The organism is Streptomyces sp. NBC_00090, assembly GCF_045160815.1.
Classification (GTDB): domain Bacteria; phylum Actinomycetota; class Actinomycetes; order Streptomycetales; family Streptomycetaceae; genus Streptomyces.
In genome coordinates this window covers 8,616,623-8,637,830 of sequence record NZ_CP108224.1, presented here as the reverse complement: position 1 = coordinate 8,637,830, position 21,208 = coordinate 8,616,623, and the positions used below count along the sequence as shown (strand labels likewise).

Here is a 21,208-nt window from a genome sequence, read left to right as displayed (position 1 = left end):
GAACCCGCACCCGGTCCCTCCGTCGTCGCACACACCGACACCGCCCCCCCTTACCGTGCAAGGAGCTGTCCGTGGTCACCAGCGCGATCGACCTCCTCACACGCTTTCTGCGGGAGGCGGCCCGGCACCCCGAACGCGCAGCCGTGGTCACGCCGTCGGAGTCGGTGACGTTCGCCGAACTGGACGAGCGGGCGGAGCGGACCGCCCGGGCGCTGAGCGCGGCGGGCGCGGAGCCCGGTACGACCGTCGCCCTGAATCTCCCCCGCGGTGTCGACCTGGTGACGGCGATGCTCGCGGTGTGGCGGGCCGGCGCGGCGTACGTACCGCTCGACCCCGCCGATCCGGCGCACCGGCGGCGCCTGCTCGCCGAGGATGCCGGGGCGCGCCTGGTGCTCACCGCGGGGCCGGACGACACCGAGTGGCCGGCGGGCACGCGCCGCCTCGATCTCGCCTCCGGCCTCGACCCGTTCGCGTCGGGCACACCGGCCCCGGCGCGTGACGTGCCGGACGCGGCCCCGGCGTACGTCGTCCACACCTCGGGCAGCACCGGGCGTCCCAAGGGAGTGACAGTCACCCGGGGCAACACCGCGCGTCTCGTCCGCGCGTGGGAGGACCGCGGCGTCTATCCCCCGGCCCCGGCGCGGGTGGTGTGGAACGCGGGCCTCGGCTTCGACGCCTCGGTCCAGCAGTGGGTCCGGATCTGCCGCGGCGACACCCTGCTCCTTCCCACCGACGAACTGCGCGCCGATCCGGGGCTGTTCGCCCGGTTCCTCAGGGAGTACGGGGCCACCGACCTCGACGGTGCGCTGCGGCCGGTGGCCGAGGGCGAGCCGGGCGAGATCGAGTACGTCGACCGTGCCGCCCACCCCGCACCCGACGCCCCGGAGGGCCCCGCGCCGCACGGCGCCCCCGACGTCACGGACGCCCCGTCACGGCCGCTGCTCGACCTCTTCGAGGAGCGCGCCGGGACCGCCCCGGACGCCACCGCCCTGGTGTTCGGGAAGGACGAGGTCTCTTACGCGGAGCTCGACGCCCGCGCGAACCGGCTGGCCCACGTGCTGGCCGCGCGGGGCGCCGGGCCGGAGACAGTGGTCGCCTCGGCGCTCGACCGCTCCGTGGAGCTGGTCGTCGCGGTCCTGGCGGTGATGAAGGCCGGGGCCGCCCACCTTCCGGTGGACCCCGGCTACCCGGAGCAGCGCATCGCCCACATCCTGGGCGACGCGGCCCCTGCACTGCTCCTCGCAAACTCCGGCACGGTCCTCCCGGCCGGCACCGCGGTACCCCGTACCGACATGGACGATCCGGAGACCGGCGCGGCGCTGCGGCGCGCCCCGGCGTCCGGCCCGCCGGCCGGCGCCCGGCGCGCACAGGGCGACCTGCCCGCGTACGTCATCCACACCTCCGGGTCCACCGGCCTGCCCAAGGGTGTGGTCGTCACCCGCTCCGGTCTCGCCAACCTGACCGCCCACCAGCGCGGCGCCCTCGCGGTGGACGCCGACAGCCGAGTCCTGCAGTTCGCCTCGCCCAGCTTCGACGCGTTCTTCTGGGAACTGGCGATGGCGCTGTCCGCCGGGGCCGCGCTCGTCCTGGCGCCCGCGCTCAGCCTCCTGCCCGGGCCCGGCCTGTGCCGTCTCGCCGACGAACAGCGGGTCACCCACGCGACCCTGCCCCCGTCGGTGCTGCGCGTCCTCCCGTCCGACGCCCTCCCGCGCGTACGCGTCCTGGTCGCCGCCGGCGAGGCCCTGGACGCGGAGCAGCAGCGGCGCTGGGCTCCCGGCCGGACCCTGATCAACGCGTACGGACCGACGGAGGCCACGGTCTGCGCCACCATGAGCCGGCCCCTCACGGCGAGCGGCGGCACGCCGCCGATCGGCGGGGCGATCCGGGGAACGCGCCTCTACGTCCTCGACGCCGCCCTGCGGCCGGTGCCTGCCGGAGTGGTGGGCGAGCTGTACGTCGCCGGGACGGGCCTGGCCCGCGGCTACCTCGACCGGCCCGGTCTGACGGCGCAGCGCTTCGTCGCGGACCCGTACGGCCCGGCCGGGACGCGGATGTACCGCACCGGCGACCTGGCCCGCCGGAACACGTCGGGCGAACTGGAGTTCGCCGGTCGCGCGGACGACCAGGTCAAGGTGCGCGGGCACCGGATCGAACCGGGCGAGGTCGAGGCGAGGCTCGTCGGCCATCCCGGGGTGTCCGCCGCCGCGGTGACCGTGCACGAGGACCAGGACGGCGACCGGAGGCTCGTCGCCTACGTCCGCCGCGAGCCGACCGGGTCGGCAGGCGCCGACCGCCGGAGCGAAGCGGCCCGCGTGGCCGCATGGCGGCGCGTCCACGACGCCGTGCCGGCCGACGACCGGCCGACGGCCTTCGGCGAGGACTTCACCGGGTGGAACAGCGGATACGACGGCAGCGCGCTGCCGCTGGAGCAGCTGCGGGAGTGGCGCGACGAGACGGTACGGAGCATCCGCGCCCTGCGGCCCCGGCGCGTGCTCGAACTCGGCGTGGGAAGTGGCCTGTTGCTGTCACGTCTCGCCCCCGAGGCGGAGGCCTACTGGGGGCTCGACCTCTCGCCCCGGGTGATCGAGCGGCTGCGGCGGCAGGTGGACGAGCGACCGGACCTGGCCGGGCGGGTCGTCCTGCACAGCCGGCCGGCCGACGACCACGAGGGCGTCCCGCGCGGGTACTTCGACGTGGTCGTCCTCAACTCCGTCGTCCAGTACTTCCCCAGCGGGCGCCATCTCGCGCGGGTGCTCGGGCTCGCCGCGGCCGCTCTGGCGCCCGGTGGGTCGGTGTTCGTCGGCGACGTCCGGCACCTGGGGCTCATGGAGTCCTTCCACGGGGCGGCCGCGGCCCGCTCGGCGGGCGCCGTACCGGGAAGCGGGGAGCATCGCCGGGCCGTGGCGCGTGGCATGGCCACGGAGCCGGAGCTGCTGGTGGATCCGGAGTTCTTCCGGTCGCTGACGGTCGCGGCCGAGGGTTCCGGGCCGCGCTTCGCGACCTCCGACGTGCGGCTGAAGCGGGGAACCCATCACAACGAACTGACCCGCTACCGCTACGACGTCGTCCTGCGCCGAACGATGGAAGCGCCGTCCCGCACCGGCGAAGCGCGGACCCCCACCGGTGCGGTGGCGGAACTGCTGTGGGGAGCGGACGTCCGTACGCTCGACGACGTCGCCGACGCCCTGCGGGACCGCGCGCGGGACGCCGTACCCGTCCGGGTCGCCGGGGTGCCCAACGCGCGCCTCGCCGAGGATCTGCGCGCGTCGGGCGGGTCGCCGGCCTCCGGTCCGGACCCGGAGGACCTGGCGCGCCTCGGCGAACGGCTGGGGTACCGCGTCGTGGTGCGCTGGTCCGCGAAGGCGGGACCCGACCACGTCGACGCCGAGTTCTCCTCCGGGGAGCGGGACTTCCCGCCGGAGGTCGGGACCGAGCCGGCGGTGGATCCCGAGCGCCATGTCAACGTGCCCTTCGCGGCGTCCGACGACGCGGAGCTCATCGCGTCGGTCGCCGCGTGGGCGGCCGCGTACCTCCCCGGGTACATGGTGCCGTCCGCGATCGTCGTCCTCGACGAGTTTCCGCTCACCCCGCACGGCAAGCTCGACCGGGCCGCCCTGCCCGCCTCGCGCGGCGCCCGGCGCGGGGCCGGCCGCCGACCGCGGAACCCGCAGGAGGAGGCGCTGTGCCGGATGTACGCGGAGGTCCTCGGGCTCGCCACGGCGGGACCGGTGGACGGGGTGGACGCGGCGAGCGAGGCGGACACGGCGTACGCGGTGGGGATCGACGACAGCTTCTTCGAGCTCGGCGGCCATTCGCTGCTCGTCACCCGGCTGGTGAGCCGCGTCCGCGCCGAGCTGGGGGTGGAGGTCCAGGTCCGCACGGTCTTCGACGCGCCCACGGTGGCCGGCCTCGCGTCCAGGCTCACGGAGGCCCGCAGGGCACGACCGGCCCTGCGGAGGATGCCTCGCCCCGGCTGACGGCAGCAGCACGGGCCCGCGACACCGACCGGATCACGTACGGCAAGGGTTATCGAAGGATTCCCGATGGACTTCAGCCTCTTCTACTTCGCCGACGACAGCACACCTGACGGGGACGCAGGACGGTACGAACTGCTCCTGGAGGGCGCCCGCTTCGCCGACCGGCACGGCTTCCGCGCGGTGTGGACGCCCGAACGGCACTTCCACCCCTTCGGCGGGCTCTACCCGAACCCGTCCGTGGTGGGCGCCGCCCTGGCGATGGTCACGAGCACCGTCGCCATCCGCGCCGGGAGCGTCGTCGCGCCCCTCCACCATCCGCTGAGGATCGCCGAGGAATGGTCGGTCGTGGACAACCTCTCCGGCGGGAGGGCCGGGGTGTCGCTCGCCTCCGGCTGGCACCCGGTGGACTTCGCGCTGAGCCGGGTGCCGTACAAGGACCGCAAACGCCAGCTGACCGACAGCATCGAGCAACTCCGCGGGCTGTGGCGCGGGGACGGCCACGAGGTCGTGGACGGCAACGGCGCCCCGGCGACCGTACGGATCTTCCCGCCACCGGTGCAGCGGGAGCTGCCGCTCTGGGTGACCAGCGCCGGCGACGCGGACACGTTCCGTACGGCGGCGGCGGCGCGGGCCGGGGTCCTCACCCATCTGCTGCACCAGGATGTCGACGAACTCGCCGCGAAGATCGCCGAGTACCGGCGGACGGCGCGTGAGACGCACGACGGCTGGGACGGGCATGTCGTCCTGATGCTGCACACCTTTCTCGGCGCCGGCCGGGACGAGGTGCGCGCCACCGTCGAAGGGCCGCTGTCCGCCTACCTCAGAAGCTCGGTCCATCTCATCGCCCGCTCGTTCGGCGCCCTCGACCCGGACTTCGACATCGACGCACTGGAGGACGAGGACCTCGACTTCCTCGTCGCCCAGTCCTTCGACGCCTACTTCGAGCAACGGGGGCTGTTCGGGACGGTGGAGGAGGCGAAGGCGACGGTCGAGCGGCTGCGCGGCATCGGCGTGGACGAGATCGCCTGCCTGATCGACTTCGGCATCGACACCAAGACCGTGCTGGACGGGCTGCGCTACCTGAACGCCCTCCGCGAAGCATGCGAAGCGAACTGATCCGAAAAACCCGAGAGACCCGAGAGGCCGAGACCACCGTGATCCCTCTGTCGTTTTCGCAGCTGCGGTTCTGGTTCCAGGGAGAGATGGACCGCGCCGGCGAATGGCCCAACGCTTCGATGGCGCTCCGGCTGACGGGCCGGCTGGACGCGGCGGCGCTGCGCGACGCGCTGCGGGACGTGGTGACGAGGCACGAGAGTCTGCGCACCGTCTTCCCGGTCACCGACGGGGTGCCCGGGCAGCGGATCCTGGAGGCGGTGACGGTCGAGCTGCCCGTACGACAGGTCGCGGAGGAGGACGTCGAGGCGGCCCTGACCGACGCGGCCGAGCATCACTTCGACCTGGCGCGCGAGATCCCGCTGCGGGCCGTCCTGCTCGCCGTCGGCTCCCACGACCACCATGTGCTGGCGATCACCGTGCACCACATGGCCTTCGACGGCTGGTCCGTCGCACCGTTCCTCCGCGACCTCTCGCACGCCTACACCGCGCGCCTCGACGGCCGACCTCCGTCCTGGGACGAACTCCCTTTCCAGTACGTGGACTTCACCCTGTGGCAGCGCAAGGAGCTCGGCGCGCCCGACGACCCCGGCAGCCTCTTCGCCGAGCAACTGGCCCACTGGACCCGCGCCCTCGCGGGCGCGCCGGCCGAACTCCCCCTCCCCACCGACCGGCCGCGCCCCGCCGCCGCCGCCACCCACCGGGCCGGCACCGTCCCCTTCCACCTGCCGCCCGACAGCTTCCGGCACCTCTCCCAACTCGCCCGCCGGCACGGCGCCAGCACCTTCATGGTCCTCCACGCGGCGCTCGCGGGGCTCCTCGGACGGCTCGGCGCCGGCACCGACATCCTGGTCGGCAGCCCGGTCGCCGGCCGCACCGACGTCGGCCTCGACGACCTCGTCGGCTGCTTCGTCAACACGGTCGTCATCCGGACCGACACCTCCGGCGACCCCGACTTCCACGATCTGCTCCAGCAGGCCCGGACGGGGGTCATGGCCGCACTCGACCACCAGGACGTGCCCTTCGAGCAGGTCGTGGAGGCCGTCAACCCGGCGCGGTCGGCGGCCCGGCACCCGCTCTTCCACGTCATGCTCAGTCTGCAGAACAACGCGGGCGCCGCCGTGCACCTCCCCCGCCTCGACACCCGCCTGCTGGACCCCAGCCCCCACCGGACGGTCGCCTTCGACCTGCTCCTCGACGTCACGGAGACCGACGGGGCGCTCGACGGCACCCTGGTCTACGCCCGCGACCTCTTCGACCACGACACCGCCGAGCGTCTGGTCCGCTGCTTCACGGCCTTCCTGACCCAGGCGGTCGCCGCGCCGGAGCGGCGCATCGGCGCTCTGGAGCTCCTCACCCCCGCCGAGCGCCGCACGGCGTTGGAGACGTGGAACGGCCGGGACACGGCGCTCCCGGCCGACTCCGTACCGGAGCTGTTCCGGCGGCGCGCGGTCGCCGCGCCCGACGACACCGCGGTGATCTGCGGCGAGTCCCGGCTCACCTACGCGGGGCTCGAGGCCCGGGCCGACCGCCTCGCCCGCCGTCTGCGCCGGCAGGGCGCAGGGCCGGAACGGCTGGTCGCCGTGGCCGTGAGCCGCTCGGCCGACCTGGTCGTCGCCCTGCTCGCCGTACTGAAGACGGGGGCCGCCTACCTTCCCCTGGACCCGCGCAACCCGGATGAGCGGCAGCGCGCGATCCTGGAGGAGGCGCGGCCCTGCCTGCTCCTGGCGGACGCGTCCACGAAGGAGCGGGCCGAGGATCTCGCGGGCGCGCCGCTCGGTGTGCCGCTGGTTCTGGCCGAGGACGCCGGTCCGGTCGACCTCGATCCGGATGCGGGCGGGTGGCCGGACATCACCGGCGACCGGGCCGCGTACGCGATGTACACGTCCGGCTCCACCGGCCGCCCCAAGGGTGTCCTGGTGACCCATCGGAACATCGTCGCTCTCGCCGCCGATCCCTGCTGGGCGGCGGACGGTGGCCACGCACGGGTGCTCGCCCACTCGCCGCACTCCTTCGACGCCTCGACGTACGAGCTGTGGGTGCCGCTGCTCGGCGGCGGTACGGTCGTGATGGTGCCGGCCGGCGACTCCTCGCCGCAGGCGCTGGAGCGGGCCGTGGCCGAGGGTGGCGCGACGAGCGCCTTCCTCACCACCTCGCTCTTCAACCTGCTTGTCGCGGAGAGAAGTTCGGCGCTCGGCCGGCTCGGGCACGTCTGGACGGGTGGCGAGCAGCCGTCGGCCGGGGCCGTGCGGCAGATGCTGACGGGCTTCCCCGGCGCCGCGCTGACCCATGTCTACGGGCCGACCGAGAACACGACGTTCACCACCTTCAGGAGCCTGGACCCGGCCCGGGACGCGGACGGCGGCAAGCCGCCGATCGGCCGGCCCATGGCGAACACGCGGGTGTACGTGCTGGACGAGCGGCTCCGGCCGGTGTCCGTGGGGGTGCCGGGCGAGCTGTACGTCGCGGGCGCCGGACTGGCCCGCGGCTACCTCGGCCGCCCGGGACTCACCGCGGGGCGCTTCGTCGCCGACCCCTACGGCGCGCCCGGCACCCGCATGTACCGCACCGGTGACGTCGTCCGATGGACCGCCGGCGGCGAGCTCGACTTCCTCACCCGCATCGACGACCAGGTCAAGATACGCGGCTTCCGCATCGAACCCCGCGAGATCGAGGCCGCCCTGGAGCGCCACCCGGCCGTCGGCCGCGCCGCCGTCCTCGTACGGGAGGACCGGCCCGGGGAGCGCGGCCTCGTCGCCTACGTCGTCCCCGCCCCGCACATCGACGGCGATCCCGCGGCGGAAGTCGCCGAGCACGCCGGGCGGACCCTGCCCGACTACATGGCCCCCGTCGTCGTCGTGCTCCCCGACGGGCTTCCCCTCACGCCCAACGGCAAGCTCGACCGGGCGGCTCTGCCCGCCCCCGGGAAGGGCACCGGCTCCCGCCCGCCCCGCACGCCCGCCGAACGGCTGCTGTGCGGACTGTTCGCCGAGGTGCTCGGGTTGTCGGCGGTCGGTGCGGACGACGACTTCTTCGAGCTCGGCGGTCATTCCCTGCTCGCCATCCGGCTGGTGAACCGGCTGCGCGAGGTGCTGGGCGACGGGATCGGGATGCGTACGGTCTTCGAGTCGCCGACGCCCGCCGGACTCGCCGAGCGGGTCGGGGCCGCGGGTACCGGCCGTGGCCCGCTGCGGCCCCGGCCGCGCGGGGAGGTACTGCCTCCGTCCTTCTCCCAGCTGCGGTTCTGGCTGCAGGGCGAGCTGGCGGAGGGCGCCGCCTCGCACACCGTCACGACCGCCCTGCGGCTGACCGGTCCGCTGGACGCCGAGGCGCTGTCGGCGGCGCTGCGGGATGTGGTGAAACGGCACGAGAGTCTGCGCACCGTGTTCCCGGTCACCGACGGGGTGCCCCGTCAACTGGTCCTGGAGGCGGAAGAGTTCGACCTGACGGTGCGGGAGGCGTCACAGAGCGACATCGAGACGGCGTTGGTCGCGGCGTCGGAGTGGGACTTCGACCTGGCGCGGGAGAGACCGGTGCGGGCCGAGCTCTTCGCCTGCGCCTCCGAGGAGCACGTCCTCGCGGTCACGATCCACCACATCGCCTTCGACGGCTGGTCCGCCGCACCCTTCCTCCGCGACCTCTCCGGCGCCTATGCCGCCCGGCTGCGGGGGCGGGCCCCCGATTTCCCGGAACTGCCCGTGCAGTACGCCGACTTCACACTGTGGCAGCGTGAGGGACTCGGGGAGCCCGACGACCCCGGCAGCCCCTTCGCCCGGCAACTCGCCCACTGGACCGGCACGCTGGCCGACGCTCCCGACGAGATCCCGCTGCCCGCCGACCGGCCACGCCCCGCCGCCGCCTCCCATCGCGCCGGCGCGGTGCCGTTCCGGCTCGCCCCGGAGGACCACTCGCGCCTCACCGCCCTGGCGCGTAAGCACGGCGCGAGCGTGTTCATGGTGCTGCACGCCGCCCTGGCGGGCCTGCTGCGGCAGCTCGGCGCCGGGACGGACATCCTCATCGGCAGCCCGGTCGCCGGACGCACCGACAGCGCTCTCGACGACCTGGTCGGCTGCTTCGTGAACACGGTGGTGGTACGGACCGACGCCTCAGGGGATCCGGACTTCGGCGACCTGATCGACCGCGTCCGCACCGAAGTCCTCGCCGCGCTGGAGAACCAGGACGTGCCCTTCGAGCAGGTCGTGGACGCCGTGAACCCGGTGCGGTCGGCGGCCCGGCACCCGCTCTTCCAGGTCATGCTGAGCCTGCAGAACAACGCGACCGGCGCCGTCGAACTGCCCGGCCTCCACGTCGACATGCTCAACCACGGCCGGCACCGGACCACCCCTTTCGATCTGCTCTTCGACCTCACCGAGTCCGACGGGGGCCTGGACGGCACCCTCTTCTACGCCCGCGACCTCTTCGACCACGCCAGCGCGGAACGGCTCGCCGGGTGCTTCACCACCTACCTCGCCGACGCGGCCGCCCGTCCCACCCGGCCCGTGCGGCAGCTGGACGTCCTGTCCCCCGCCGAGCGGCACACCGTCCTCACGGAGTGGAGCGGTGCGGCGGCCGGTGCGGAGCAGCCGACCGGTTCGGTGCCGCAGTGGTTCCGTGATCAGGCCGCCAGGACACCCGACGCGGCGGCGGTGCTCCACGGGGACCGCCGGATCACGTACGGGGAGCTCGACGCGCGGGTGGACCGGCTGGCCGGGCATCTGCGGCGGCTCGGCGCCGGCCCGGAGCGGCTGATCGCCGTGGCCATGGACCGTACTCCCGACCTCCTGGTCGCGCTCCTCGCCGTGCACCGGACCGGTGCCGCGTACCTCCCGGTCGATCCGCACCACCCCAAGGACCGGGTGGAGATGGTGCTGTCCGAGGCCGCGCCGCTCCTGGTGCTCTCGGACCGCGCCACCCGCGACGCGCTCGGCACCGACGACTGGCTCGCCCTGGACGATCCCCGGCTCGCCGCCGGGGCCGGTGCCGAAGGCCCGGGCCCGGACGAGGCGATCCCGGCCGACGGCACGGCGTACGTCCTCTACACCTCCGGTTCGACGGGCCGGCCGAAGGGGGTGACGGTCACCCACCGCAATCTCGCCCATCTGCTTGCCGCCATGCGGGACCGGCTGCCGCTGGGCCCGACCGACCGCCTGCTCGCCGTGACGACCGTCGCCTTCGACATCGCCCACCTGGAGCTCCTCCTGCCGCTGCTCGGCGGCGCCGCGGTCGTCCTCGCCTCTCCCGACGAGGTGCGCGAGCCGCACGCCCTCGCCCGGCTGGTCGGACGGCACGGGGTCACCGCCGTCCAGGCGACGCCCTCCCTGTGGTCCGGCCTCGTGGCCGAGGTCCCCGACGCGGTCCGGGGGCTGCGCGTCCTCGTCGGCGGCGAGGCGCTGCCCCCCGCCCTGGCCGACGGTCTCGCCGCCCTGGCCGCGGAGGTCACCAACGTGTACGGGCCCACCGAGACGACCATCTGGTCCCTCGCGGCCCCGATCGGCCCGCACAACGCGGAGCGCCCGCCGCTCGGCTCCCCGCTGGGCGACACCCGGGTGTACGTCGTGAACGAGGCGCTGCGGCCGGTGCCCGTGGGAGTGCCGGGCGAGCTGTACATCGGGGGTGCGGGCGTGGCCCGGGGCTACCTCGGCCGCCCGGGGCTGACCGCCGAGCGGTTCGTGGCCGATCCGTACGGCCCGCCCGGCGCCCGCCTGTACCGCACCGGCGACCTGGTCAGGTGGACCTCCGAAGGGGAACTCGACTTCCTCGGGCGCACCGACGACCAGGTGAAGCTGCGCGGCTTCCGTATCGAGCCCCGCGAGATCGAGGCGGTCCTGGAGCGGCACCACCGCGTCACCCGCTGCGCCGTCGTGGTGCGCGAGGACCGGCCGGGCGAGCGCCGGCTCGTCGCGTACGTCGCCCCCGTCCGGGCCGCCGGCGCCGCCGACGGCCTCGTCTCCGAACTCGCCGAGTGGGCGCGGCGGGCGCTGCCGCCGTACATGGTCCCCACCCTCGTCGTGCTTCCCGACGGGCTGCCGCTCACGCCCAACGGAAAGCTCGACCGGTCCGCCCTGCCCGCCCCGAACGGCCCTGTCTCCCCCACCCGAGAGGCCCGGGAGCCGAACACCCCCGCCGAGAAGCTTCTCTGTGAACTGTTCGCCGCCATCCTCGGACGGCCCGACGTCGGCGTCGAGGACGACTTCTTCGAGCTCGGCGGCGACAGCATCGTGTCGATCCGGCTGGTGTCCCGGGCCCGCTCACGAGGTCTGGCCATCTCCACGCGGGACGTCTTCCGGTACCGGACCGTCGCCGAACTGGCCGTCCACGCGAAGGTGCGGACGCCCAAGGCGGGCGCGGCGACGGGATCCGCCCCGGCGCCGTCGGCCGGCGAGGTGCCGCTCACCCCGATCGTCCACTGGCAGCGCGAACGGGGCGGCCCCGTCGACGGCTTCCACCAGTCCGTGCTCGTACGGACCCCGGCGGCCCTGTCCCTGCCGGGGCTGCGGGCGCTGCTCCAGTCGCTGCTCGACCGGCACGACGCGTTGCGGATGCGGCTGACGCGCACCCCCGCGTGGCGCCTTGAGGTCCTGCCGCGCGGTGCGGTCGACGCGGCCGGGCACGTCGTACGGATCGACGCGGTCGGCCTCGCCGCCGGGAGCCTCGCGGACGTGGTCCGCACCGAGGCGGACGCGGCACGGCGGCGACTGGCGCCCGAGGACGGGAACATGCTCCAGGCGGTGTGGTTCGACGCGGGTCCCGGCCGGCCGGGCCGACTGCTCCTGATGATCAACCACCTCGTCGTGGACGGCGTTTCGTGGCGGATCCTCCTGGAGGACCTGAGCGCCGGCGCGGCCCCGCGGACGGCGGGGCCGGACTTCACGCCGGTGTCGTTCGCCGACTGGGGACGCCTACTGGAGCGCGAGGCGCGCGGGCGGGTGCCCGAACTCCCCTTCTGGCTGGGGCTCGTCGAGGGGACGGACGATCTCGTCAAGGGTGCGGATCTCGTGGCCGCCCGTGATGTCGAGGGCTCGAAGCACACGGTCACCCGTGTCCTTCCCGCCGACCGGACGGAGCCGCTCCTGACCCGCGTGCCCGCCCGGCTCGGCGTCGGCGTGAACGCGGTGCTGCTCGGCGCGCTGAGCACGGCCGCGGGGCACTGGCGTACGGCGCTCGGCCCCGGCGACGCTTCCGGCGGCGCGACGTCCGACAGCGATGCTCCCGACTGCGCGGCGTCCGGCAGCGATGCTTCCGACAGCACGGCGTCCGACGGCGACGCGCCGTTCCTCGTGGACGTGGAGGGGCACGGCCGCGAGGAGATCGCCGGCGGCCTCGACCTGTCGGCGACCGTGGGCTGGTTCACCAGCATGTTCCCCGTACGGCTCCCGGGGCGGCCGGGCGATCCGGACGATCCGGCCGGCACCGTACGGGCTGTGGACGACCAGCTCGGGAGCATGCCGGACAAGGGGCTCGGCTTCGGTCTGCTGCGCCATCTCCATCCGGAGACCGCGCCCGTGCTCGGGGCGCGGCCCCGGGCGCAGATCCTGTTCAACTACCTGGGCCGGTTCGACCGGCCGGACGAGTCCGACTGGGGCCTGGCGCCGGAAGCCGGCGCGGTCGCCGGAGGCGGCGACCCCGAGATGCCCCTGACGCACCTCCTGGAGGTGTCCGCGGTCGTCCACGACCGCGGGGACCGGCCGGAACTCCACGTCACCTGGGCGTATCCGAAGGCGCTGCTGGAGCGGCCCCGGGTGGAGGCCCTGGCCGACGCCTGGTTCGAAGCCCTGGAGACCCTGACCGCACGCACCGGCGAACCGGGAGAGACGGCGTGACCGCACCAGACCGCACCCACGAGCACGCCCACGAGCGGACGTCGAGGCCGGCGCCGCTCCAGCAAGGGCTGTTCTTCCACACGGCGTTCGACACGGACGGCCAGGACATCTACACCACCCAGCTGGCACTGGACTTCGACGGTCCGGTCGACCCCGTTCTTCTGCGAGAGGTCTGCCAGGTACTCCTTGACCGGCACGACAGCCTGCGTTCGGGGTTCCGTACGGACGCGTCGGGCGCGCCCGTTCGCTTCGTGCCGCCGAGGGTCCGGCTGGACTGGCGGACGGCCGACCTCACCGGGACGGCGCCCGACGACCGGGAGGCCGAGGCCGCGCGGCTGGTCGAGGAGGAGCGGCGGCGGCGCTTCGACACCGCCCGACCGCCGCTGGTCCGCTTCCTGCTGATCCGTCTGGACGGCACGCGCTGGCGCTTCGCGCTGACGAACCATCACATCATTCTGGACGGCTGGTCCACCTCGATCCTTCTCGACGAGCTGTTCCGGCTGTACGACGCCGGAGCGGGTGCCGCGGCGCACCTGCTGCCGGCCGCCCCCTCGTACACCTCCTATCTGGACTGGCTCGGCGAGGTGGACCCGGAGTGGTCCCTGGACGCCTGGGCGGAGGCGCTTTCCGGGATCGAGGGGCCGACGCTGGTGGCGCCGCGGGCGCAGGGCACGGGCACGGTGGTGCCCGCACGGGTGGTGCGCACGCTGCCCGCCGCTCACACCGCCGCGCTGACGGACCGGGCGCGGGAGGCGGGGGTCACCCTCGGCACGGTGATGCAGGTGGCCTGGGGACTGGTGCTGCGGCAGCTGACCGGTCAGGGCGACGTGCTGTTCGGGATGACGGTGTCGGGGCGGGCCGCCGAGGTCGACGGCGTCGAGACGATGGTCGGGCTGCTGATCAACACCGTTCCGGCGCGGGTGCGGATCGGCCCGCGGGACACGCTGCTCGATCTCCTCGAACGGGTCCAGGACGAGCAGCTCGACCTGTTCGAGCACCACCACGTCGGGCTGACGGAGATCCAGCAGCAGGCGGGCTTCGGGGCTCTGTTCGACACCACGACCGTCTTCGACAACTATCCGATGGGCTCGGGCGAGCGCCGTCTCGGCGAGGCACTGCTCGTCGACGTGACAGGGTTCGACGCCACCCACTATCCGCTCTCCCTGATCTGCACGCCGGCCGAGGAGCTGGGCATCCGGCTCGACTTCCGGCCCGATCTGCTGGGGCGCGGGACGGTGGAGGGGATCGCCGAGCGGTTCGAGTGGATCCTGGTGGCGATCGCCGAGGATCCGCACCGCGCGGCCGGCAGCCTGCCGGTCCTCTCGGCCGCCGAGCGCCGACGGGTGCTTGAGGAATGGAACGCCACCGACCGCCCGGTGACACCGGCCACGCTGCCCGCCCTGATCGAGGCGCGAGCCGCGCGGAACCCGCGTCGGCCCGCCCTCTCGCACCAGGGACGGGCCCTCGGATACGACGCGCTCAACCGCCGGGCGAATCGTCTGGCGCGCGTGCTCATCGCCGAGGGTGCGGGTCCGGAGACCCGGGTGGCCCTGGCGCTGCCGAGGACCGCGGACGTGGTCGTCGCCCTGCTCGCCGTGCTCAAGGCCGGGGCCGCCTATGTGCCGGTCGACGTGCGCTACCCGGCCGACCGGGTGGCGCGGATGCTCGGCGACGCGCGGCCCCGGCTCGCGGTGGTCACCGAGGCGACCAGGGGCGCGCTGCCGGAGGGGGCGATCGCGCTCGTCCTGGACGACCCCGCCGTGGCGCGGCGCGTCGAGGAGCAGGAGGACGCGGACGTCGTGGACGCGGAGCGGCCGGGACCGCTCCTCCCCCGGCACCCCGCCTACGTCATCTACACCTCGGGCACCACGGGCGTCCCCAAGGGCGTGGTCGTCGAGCACGCGAACGCCGTCAACTTCGTGGCGACCGTCGAGGACCATTTCGGCGCCGACGGCATGGCGCGGGTCCTGGCGTCCACCTCGCTCAGCTTCGACGTGTCGGTCTTCGAGATCGTCACGACCCTGGCGCTCGGCGGCAGTCTGGAGCTGGTCGACGACCTGTTCGCCCTGCTCGAACGGGACGGCTGGGAGGGGAGCCTGGTCAGCGGCGTTCCCTCGGCGATGGCGAGCTTGGCCGCGGGCGGCGCCTTCGACGTGTCGGCACGGCACGTGGTGCTCGGCGGGGAGGCGGTGCCGCACGCCCTGCTGCGCGAGCTGCGGGAGCGGGTGCCCGGCTGCGCGGTCACCAACATCTACGGCCCGACCGAGGCGACCACCTACTCGACCTGGTGGCGCAGTGGCGAGGAGGACGGCGACGGCGATCCGCCGATCGGCCGGCCGGTGCCCAACGCCCGGGTGTACGTGCTGGATCCGTGGCTCCAGCCGGTCGCGGTGGGGCAGCCGGGAGAGCTGTACATCGCCGGCGCGGGCGTCACCCGCGGCTATCTGAACCGGCCGGCGCTGTCTTCGGAGCGCTTCGTGGCCTGCCCGTTCGGCGCGCCCGGCGGCCGGATGTACCGCACGGGCGACCAGGTGCGGTGGCGGGCCGACGGGCAGCTGGAGTATCTGGGCCGGCTCGACGGCCAGGTGAAGATCCGTGGCTTCCGGATCGAGCTCGGCGACGTGGAGGCCGCCCTGCTGCGGCACAAGAGCGTGGCGCAGGCCGTCGCGGTCGTACGGGAGGACCGGGCGGGCGACCGCAGGCTGGTCGCGTACGCCGTGGCGGCCGGGCCCGGGACGCCGCTCGACGGCGCGGAGCTGCGGCGTCTCACCCGTGACACGCTGCCGGACTACATGGTGCCGTCGGCGGTGGTGCAGCTGGAGCGGTTCCCGCTGATGCCGAACGGCAAGCTGGACCGGCGGGCGCTGCCGGCCCCCACGTACGGCGCCGCCGCCCGCCGGGAGGCGGCCCACGCGCACGAGGAGCCGCTGTGCGCGCTGTTCGCCGAGGTGCTCGGGGTGGACCGGGTCGGCCCGGACGACGGTTTCTTCGATCTGGGCGGGCACTCCCTGCTGGCGACCCGGCTGGTGAGCCGGGTGCGTGCGGTCCTGGGCACCGACCTGTCCGTCCGTGCCCTGTTCGAGGCGCCGACCCCGGCGGCCCTGGCACGCCGGCTCGACGGCGAGGGCGACGGCTCCGGCCTGGACGTGCTGTTGCCGCTGCGGACCCGCGGACGTCTGAGGCCGTTGTTCGCGGTGCACGCGGCGAGCGGCCTCGCCTGGCCGTACGCCCGGCTGCTGCCGCACCTGGATCCGGACGTGCCGCTGTACGGGCTGCAGGCGCCGAGCCTGTCAGACCCGGAGGGCGGTGCGCGCAAGCCGGAGGAGCTGGTGCGGGAGTACACGCGGCGGGTCCGGGAGGTGCAGCCGGAGGGGCCGTACCGGCTGCTCGGCTGGTCGGTCGGCGGCATCCTCGCCTACGGAGTGGCCGCGGAGCTGGTGGCGACGGGGCACGCCGTGGAGTTCGTGGCCCTGCTCGACTCGTACCCGGCTCCCGAGGAGGGTCTGCCCGACTGGGAGGAGACGCACCGGCACGTGGCCGGGTCGGCCGGGTTCGCCGCGGACGGGACGCCACCGGAGCAGATCGCGCTGCTCGGGGAGCGGGCGGTGGAAGGCTCGCGGCTTGCGGTGCGGTCGGCGGTGGACGCGCTGCGGACCTCTCCGGTGCGGACGCGCGGTGTGGACGTGCTCCACTTCCGGGCCGCGTCGGACGGCTCGGGCGCCGCCCCGGACGCCTGGCAGGTGTGCGGCGGCGGGCGGCTTGCGACCTTCGACGTCGCGTGCGGCCACTACGAGATGCTGGATCCGGCTCCGCTCGCCTCGATCGGCGAGGTGCTGTCGGACCGGGCCACGGAAGGGACGGCAGGAGGTTGGGCGGCAGGGCGATGACCGGCGCGACGGGCCGGTCGCTCGTCAGAAGTCCCAGCCGTCGTCGTCGTCGGCGGCGGTGCCCCTGACCGGTTCGGGAGCGGCGAAGGACTCGCCGACCATGCCCGCGGTCAGGGTGGTGCCGTCGCCGGGGTCGATCAGGATGAACGAGCCGGTGCGGCGCGAGTCGGCGTAGGAGTCGACGGGCAGCTGCTCGGCGGTACGGATCTTGACACGGCCGATGTCGTTGGCGACGAGCCGACCGGGGTGGGGGTGCAGCGACAGGTCGTCGAGGGTGAGCCGGGAGGGGATGTCCGTGACGATGGCCTTGACCGTGCGGGTGCCGTGCTTGAGCAGCACACGGTGCCCGACGGTCAATGCCTGGTCGGCCACATGGCAGACGGTCGCCTCGATGTCCTGGATGGTCGCCGGAGCGTCCGTCGTCGGCACGATCAGGTCACCACGCGAGACGTCGATGTCGTCCTCCAGCAGGACGGTCACCGACTGCCCGGTCCATGCGGTGTCGACCCGCCTGCCGAGCAGGTCGATACCGGAGATCCTCGTCGTACGGCCGGACGGAAGGATCGTGACCGACTCGCCGACGTGGAGGGACCCGGCCGCGATCTGACCGGCGTAACCGCGGTAGTCCGGGTGTTCGGCGGTCCGGGGGCGGATGACGTACTGCACGGGCAGCCGGGCGTGGCGGTAGGTCAGGTCGCGGCTGAGCGGGACCGTCTCCACGTACTCGAGCACCGTCGGGCCGCTGTACCAGTCCATGACCGCCGACGGCTCCACCACGTTGTCCCCGGCCAGTGCCGAGATCGGGATGGCGGTGACCTCGGGGATGCCCAGCTCGGCCGCGTACGCCGTGAACTCCGTCACGATCGCGGCGAACACCGTCTCGCGGTAGCCGACCAGGTCCATCTTGTTGACCGCCAGGACGACCTGCGGAACGCGCAGCAGCGCGGCGATGGCGGCGTGACGGCGGGTCTGCTCGACGACGCCGTTGCGGGCGTCGACCAGGATCACGGTCAGTTCGGCGGTGGAGGCACCCGTGACCATGTTGCGGGTGTACTGCACATGCCCGGGTGTGTCGGCCAGGATGAACCGCCGCTTCGGGGTGGCGAAGTAGCGGTAGGCGACATCGATCGTGATGCCCTGTTCGCGTTCGGCGCGCAGACCGTCGGTGAGCAGGGCGAGGTCGGGCGCGTCCTGGCCACGGCCGGCCGACGCCCGCTCCACGGCCTCCAGCTGGTCGGCCAGAACCGACTTGGAGTCGTGCAGCAGCCGGCCCACCAGTGTGGACTTGCCGTCGTCGACGGAGCCGGCGGTGGCGAACCGCAGAAGGGTGGTGGTCGAGGGTTCCATGGTCCTGGTCATGCTCAGAAGTACCCCTCGCGCTTGCGGTCCTCCATGGAGGACTCGGAGAGCCTGTCGTCGGCACGTGTCGCGCCCCGCTCGGTCAGCCGGGAGACGGCGATCTCCGCGATCACCTGATCCAAGGTCACCGCGTCGGAGTCGACCGCGCCGGTGCAGGACATGTCACCGACGGTGCGGTAGCGGACGAGCCGCTTCTCGACGGTCTCGCCGCCCTTCGGGCCGCCCCACTTCCCCACGGGCAGCCACATCCCTGAGCGCTGGAAGACCTCGCGCTCATGGGCGAAGTAGATCTCCGGCAGCTCGATGCCCTCGCGGGCGATGTACTGCCACACGTCCAGCTCGGTCCAGTCGGACAGCGGGAAGACACGTACATGCTCGCCGGGAGCGTGCCGGCCGTTGTACAGCTGCCACAGTTCGGGGCGCTGGCGGCGCGGGTCCCACTGCGAGAACTGGTCCCGGAGGCTGAACACCCGTTCCTTGGCACGGGCCTTCTCCTCGTCGCGACGGCCGCCACCGAAGACCGCGTCGAACCGCTCCGACTGGATCCGCTCCGTCAGCGCCAGCGTCTGCAGCGGATTACGGGTCCCGTCGGGGCGTTCCTTGAGCACACCACGGTCGATGTAGTCCTGTACGGACGCCACATGGAGACGCAGCCCATGTGCCGCCACCACACGGTCCCGGTACTCCAGGACCTCCGGAAAGTTGTGTCCGGTGTCCACGTGCAGCAGCGCGAACGGCACGGGGGCGGGCGCGAACGCCTTCAGCGCGAGGTGCAGCATGACGATGGAGTCCTTGCCGCCGGAGAAGAGGATCACCGGCCGCTCGAACTCACCCGCCACCTCTCGAATGATGTGCACCGCCTCCGACTCCAGCGCATCCGCATGCGTGAGCGTGCACGGGTTGTCGGTTCTCTCGGACCGAGCCGTCGCCGTCGTCATGCCAACCCTTTCTCCCGCAGCAACGCGACAAGCGCCTCCGCCGACTCCGCCCTGCTCTGCTCGTGCGCCGGGATCCGCAGATCTGGTGCGGCCGGCGGCTCGTACGGATCGTCCACCCCGGTCAGTCCGGACATCTCGCCCCTCGCCTGCCTGGCGTACAGACCCTTCACATCGCGCACGGCGCACACCTCGACCGGCGTCGCCACGTGCACCTCGACATACGCGATACCGGCGGCCTCGTGTCGCTCGCGCACCGCCTCGCGGGCGTCCGCGTACGGGGCGATGACCGGTACCAGCACCGTCACACCGTGGGAGGCGAGCAGCTCCGCGACGTAGCCGATACGGCACACGTTCACCTCCCGGTCCTTGCGGGAGAAGCCGAGGTCGGCCGTCAGGTGTGCCCGCAGCTCATCGCCGTCCAGGATGTGCACCCGACGCCCGGCGGACCGCAGTTCGGCGGCCGCGGTCAGCGCGATCGTGGTCTTGCCCGCGCTGGGGAGGCCGGTCAGCCACACCGTCGCGCCGGCGGCGCCACCGTTCATGAAGTCGTCGGTCATGTGCTCCATCCGGGGTACGGTTCGTCGAAGAGAGCTTTCCGGTGCGGGCGGACCGCGTCGGGACATCACCCGCCGTCCGAGGAGCGGATGCCCGCTGCCCCGGTCCCGGTCTCAGTCCCGGTCCCGGTCTCGGTCTCGATCGCGGTGACCGCGATCAGCTGCCCGGTCGCCGTGTCGCGCAGGGCCATGTCGGCCACCTCGACGTCCGGAGAGCCGGCGCTCCGCCACCTGCGTACGGTGACGGCGAAGACCGTGCCGGGGTCGGCGTTGCCGAAGTAGCCGATCTTCTGGTCGATCACCTTGCGCCGCAGGAACTGTTCGTCCGTGCGTCCCAGCGATCGCCACAGACGCAGCAGCACCGTGTCGAAGACGGAGAAGTACGAGGCGAAGTACATCAGCCCGGCGCCGTTGAGGTCGCGCACGACGTCCAGGGTGTATTCGAAGGTCTGGGGCCGCCCGGCCTCGTGAAATCCCGGTGGACCCGCGGAGTGGAAGCTTCCGGTGGCCCGGGCCCGGCCTACGAGGGACCGAGGAGAGTAGGCGTTCGGAAGCGGCGCCAGCTCCTGGTAGGTGAAATCCGGAGGTGTCACCTGAGCGAGACCTCGGTTGCTGCCCGCGGTGGTGCGGGCGATCCACCGGTTGAAGTTCTCCGCGTAGAGGCAGTCCGGGTGCGGGTGTTCGTACACTTCGGCCGGGTCCAGTGGTCCGTCGGGCAGCTCCAGACCGGCGGGTGCCAGCCGGTGCAGAGTGATGACCGACTGGCTGCCGAACTGGAAGGCGCGGGAGTCGACCCGGAGTTCGTCGCCGAAGGTGAGCCCGTGGGGATGGACGACGTCTCCGCCGCGCACATGAAAGTAGTAGAAGGACAGGTAGGCGGGGTCTCCCTCGGCGGTCCGGGCCGCATGTACGTTGATCCGGCACGACTCGCTCACCACCTCCCAGGTCCAGTCCCCGATCCGGCCGAACACCAGTGAGCCGCCACTGCACATGCCCGGCGCGACGACCACGTGACGGGAGACCCCGGCGCCGTCCGGGGCCAGCGCACCGCGCGCGGTGTGAAGAGTGGTCATACTTCCGCCTCCTTTCGGACCCGGCGCGTCCGCCCGGCTCCGGCCGTGGCCGTCTGCCGTGCGGAGCACCACTTGTCGGCCGCGGCGAGGAACTGGTCGTTGTCGGAGGTGACGGTTTCGAGAACCGCACGCAGTGGTGGAGAGGACATGGGACTCCCGATGGAGAGGACTCCGTCGCGCTGGGTCGTGCGAACGGGGCCCGAATCGACTGTGGGGCTCAGCCTCCCGGCCGCCGTTCCGCCATCAGGCGGGCCACGTCGGCGAGGGTGCGGGTATCAAGGAGTTCGTAGTCGTGGACCTCGATGCCGAGCCGCTCGTTCAGTACGGTGGCGAGTTCCTGCACCGCCAGGGAGTCCAGCCCCACCTCGTCACGGGTGGCGGTGGGCACGACGTCCTTCTCGCGTACGTGGAGGTCGCTGACCAGGATGTCCTTGAGTACGTCGTACACGGCTGGCTCTTCCCTCGCTGTCCTCACCCGACCGGAAGC

The 21,208-nt window shown here is 73.4% G+C and carries 9 protein-coding genes; 4 read left to right on the top strand and 5 right to left on the bottom strand.

The genetic code is table 11. The features are described 5' to 3' along the window. The first annotated feature begins 71 nt into the window (after positions 1–71). The 4 genes from OG361_RS38200 (at position 72) to OG361_RS38185 (ending at position 16,797) form a co-directional block, all read left to right on the top strand. A complete protein-coding gene (locus OG361_RS38200) occupies positions 72–3,977 on the top strand; it encodes an amino acid adenylation domain-containing protein (RefSeq protein ID WP_405861090.1) in 3,906 nt (1,301 codons plus the stop codon). 66 nt (positions 3,978–4,043) lie between these two features. Beyond that, positions 4,044–5,093 carry a MupA/Atu3671 family FMN-dependent luciferase-like monooxygenase gene (locus OG361_RS38195; RefSeq protein ID WP_405861088.1) on the top strand — a complete coding sequence of 350 codons (1,050 nt, stop codon included), beginning with the start codon at positions 4,044–4,046 and terminating at the stop codon, positions 5,091–5,093. Beyond that, positions 5,078–12,910 (top strand): amino acid adenylation domain-containing protein, encoded by a 7,833-nt coding sequence (locus tag OG361_RS38190; protein WP_405861086.1) that lies wholly within the window; start codon positions 5,078–5,080, stop codon positions 12,908–12,910. Before OG361_RS38195 ends, OG361_RS38190 begins: the two co-directional genes overlap by 16 nt. Further along, positions 12,907–16,797, top strand: coding sequence for an amino acid adenylation domain-containing protein (locus tag OG361_RS38185; RefSeq protein WP_405861084.1), 3,891 nt, complete (start codon positions 12,907–12,909; stop codon positions 16,795–16,797). Before OG361_RS38190 ends, OG361_RS38185 begins: the two co-directional genes overlap by 4 nt. Before the next feature lie 24 nt (positions 16,798–16,821). Here OG361_RS38185 and OG361_RS38180 read toward each other — a convergent pair whose 3' ends face one another. The 5 genes from OG361_RS38180 to OG361_RS38160 all read right to left on the bottom strand — a co-directional run bounded on the left by OG361_RS38180 (position 16,822) and on the right by OG361_RS38160 (position 21,169). Then, complete coding sequence (locus tag OG361_RS38180; protein ID WP_405861082.1) at positions 16,822–18,156, bottom strand: sulfate adenylyltransferase subunit 1; 1,335 nt, start codon at positions 18,154–18,156, stop codon at positions 16,822–16,824. Between the two features lie 2 nt (positions 18,157–18,158). Further along, positions 18,159–19,094 carry a sulfate adenylyltransferase subunit CysD gene (gene cysD / locus OG361_RS38175; protein ID WP_405861080.1) on the bottom strand — a complete coding sequence of 312 codons (936 nt, stop codon included), beginning with the start codon at positions 19,092–19,094 and terminating at the stop codon, positions 18,159–18,161. Further along, on the bottom strand, positions 19,091–19,660 hold the full coding sequence (gene cysC, locus OG361_RS38170; RefSeq protein WP_384565348.1) for an adenylyl-sulfate kinase: 570 nt from the start codon (positions 19,658–19,660) through the stop codon (positions 19,091–19,093). The genes cysD and cysC overlap by 4 nt, the downstream gene beginning before the upstream one ends. A gap of 56 nt (positions 19,661–19,716) precedes the next feature. Beyond that, complete coding sequence (locus OG361_RS38165; RefSeq protein WP_405861078.1) at positions 19,717–20,721, bottom strand: LnmK family bifunctional acyltransferase/decarboxylase; 1,005 nt, start codon at positions 20,719–20,721, stop codon at positions 19,717–19,719. 217 nt (positions 20,722–20,938) lie between these two features. Beyond that, the gene (locus OG361_RS38160; protein ID WP_384565344.1) at positions 20,939–21,169 is read right to left on the bottom strand and encodes an acyl carrier protein; all 231 of its coding nucleotides are present in this window, start codon (positions 21,167–21,169) and stop codon (positions 20,939–20,941) included. Positions 21,170–21,208: the final 39 nt, after the last annotated feature.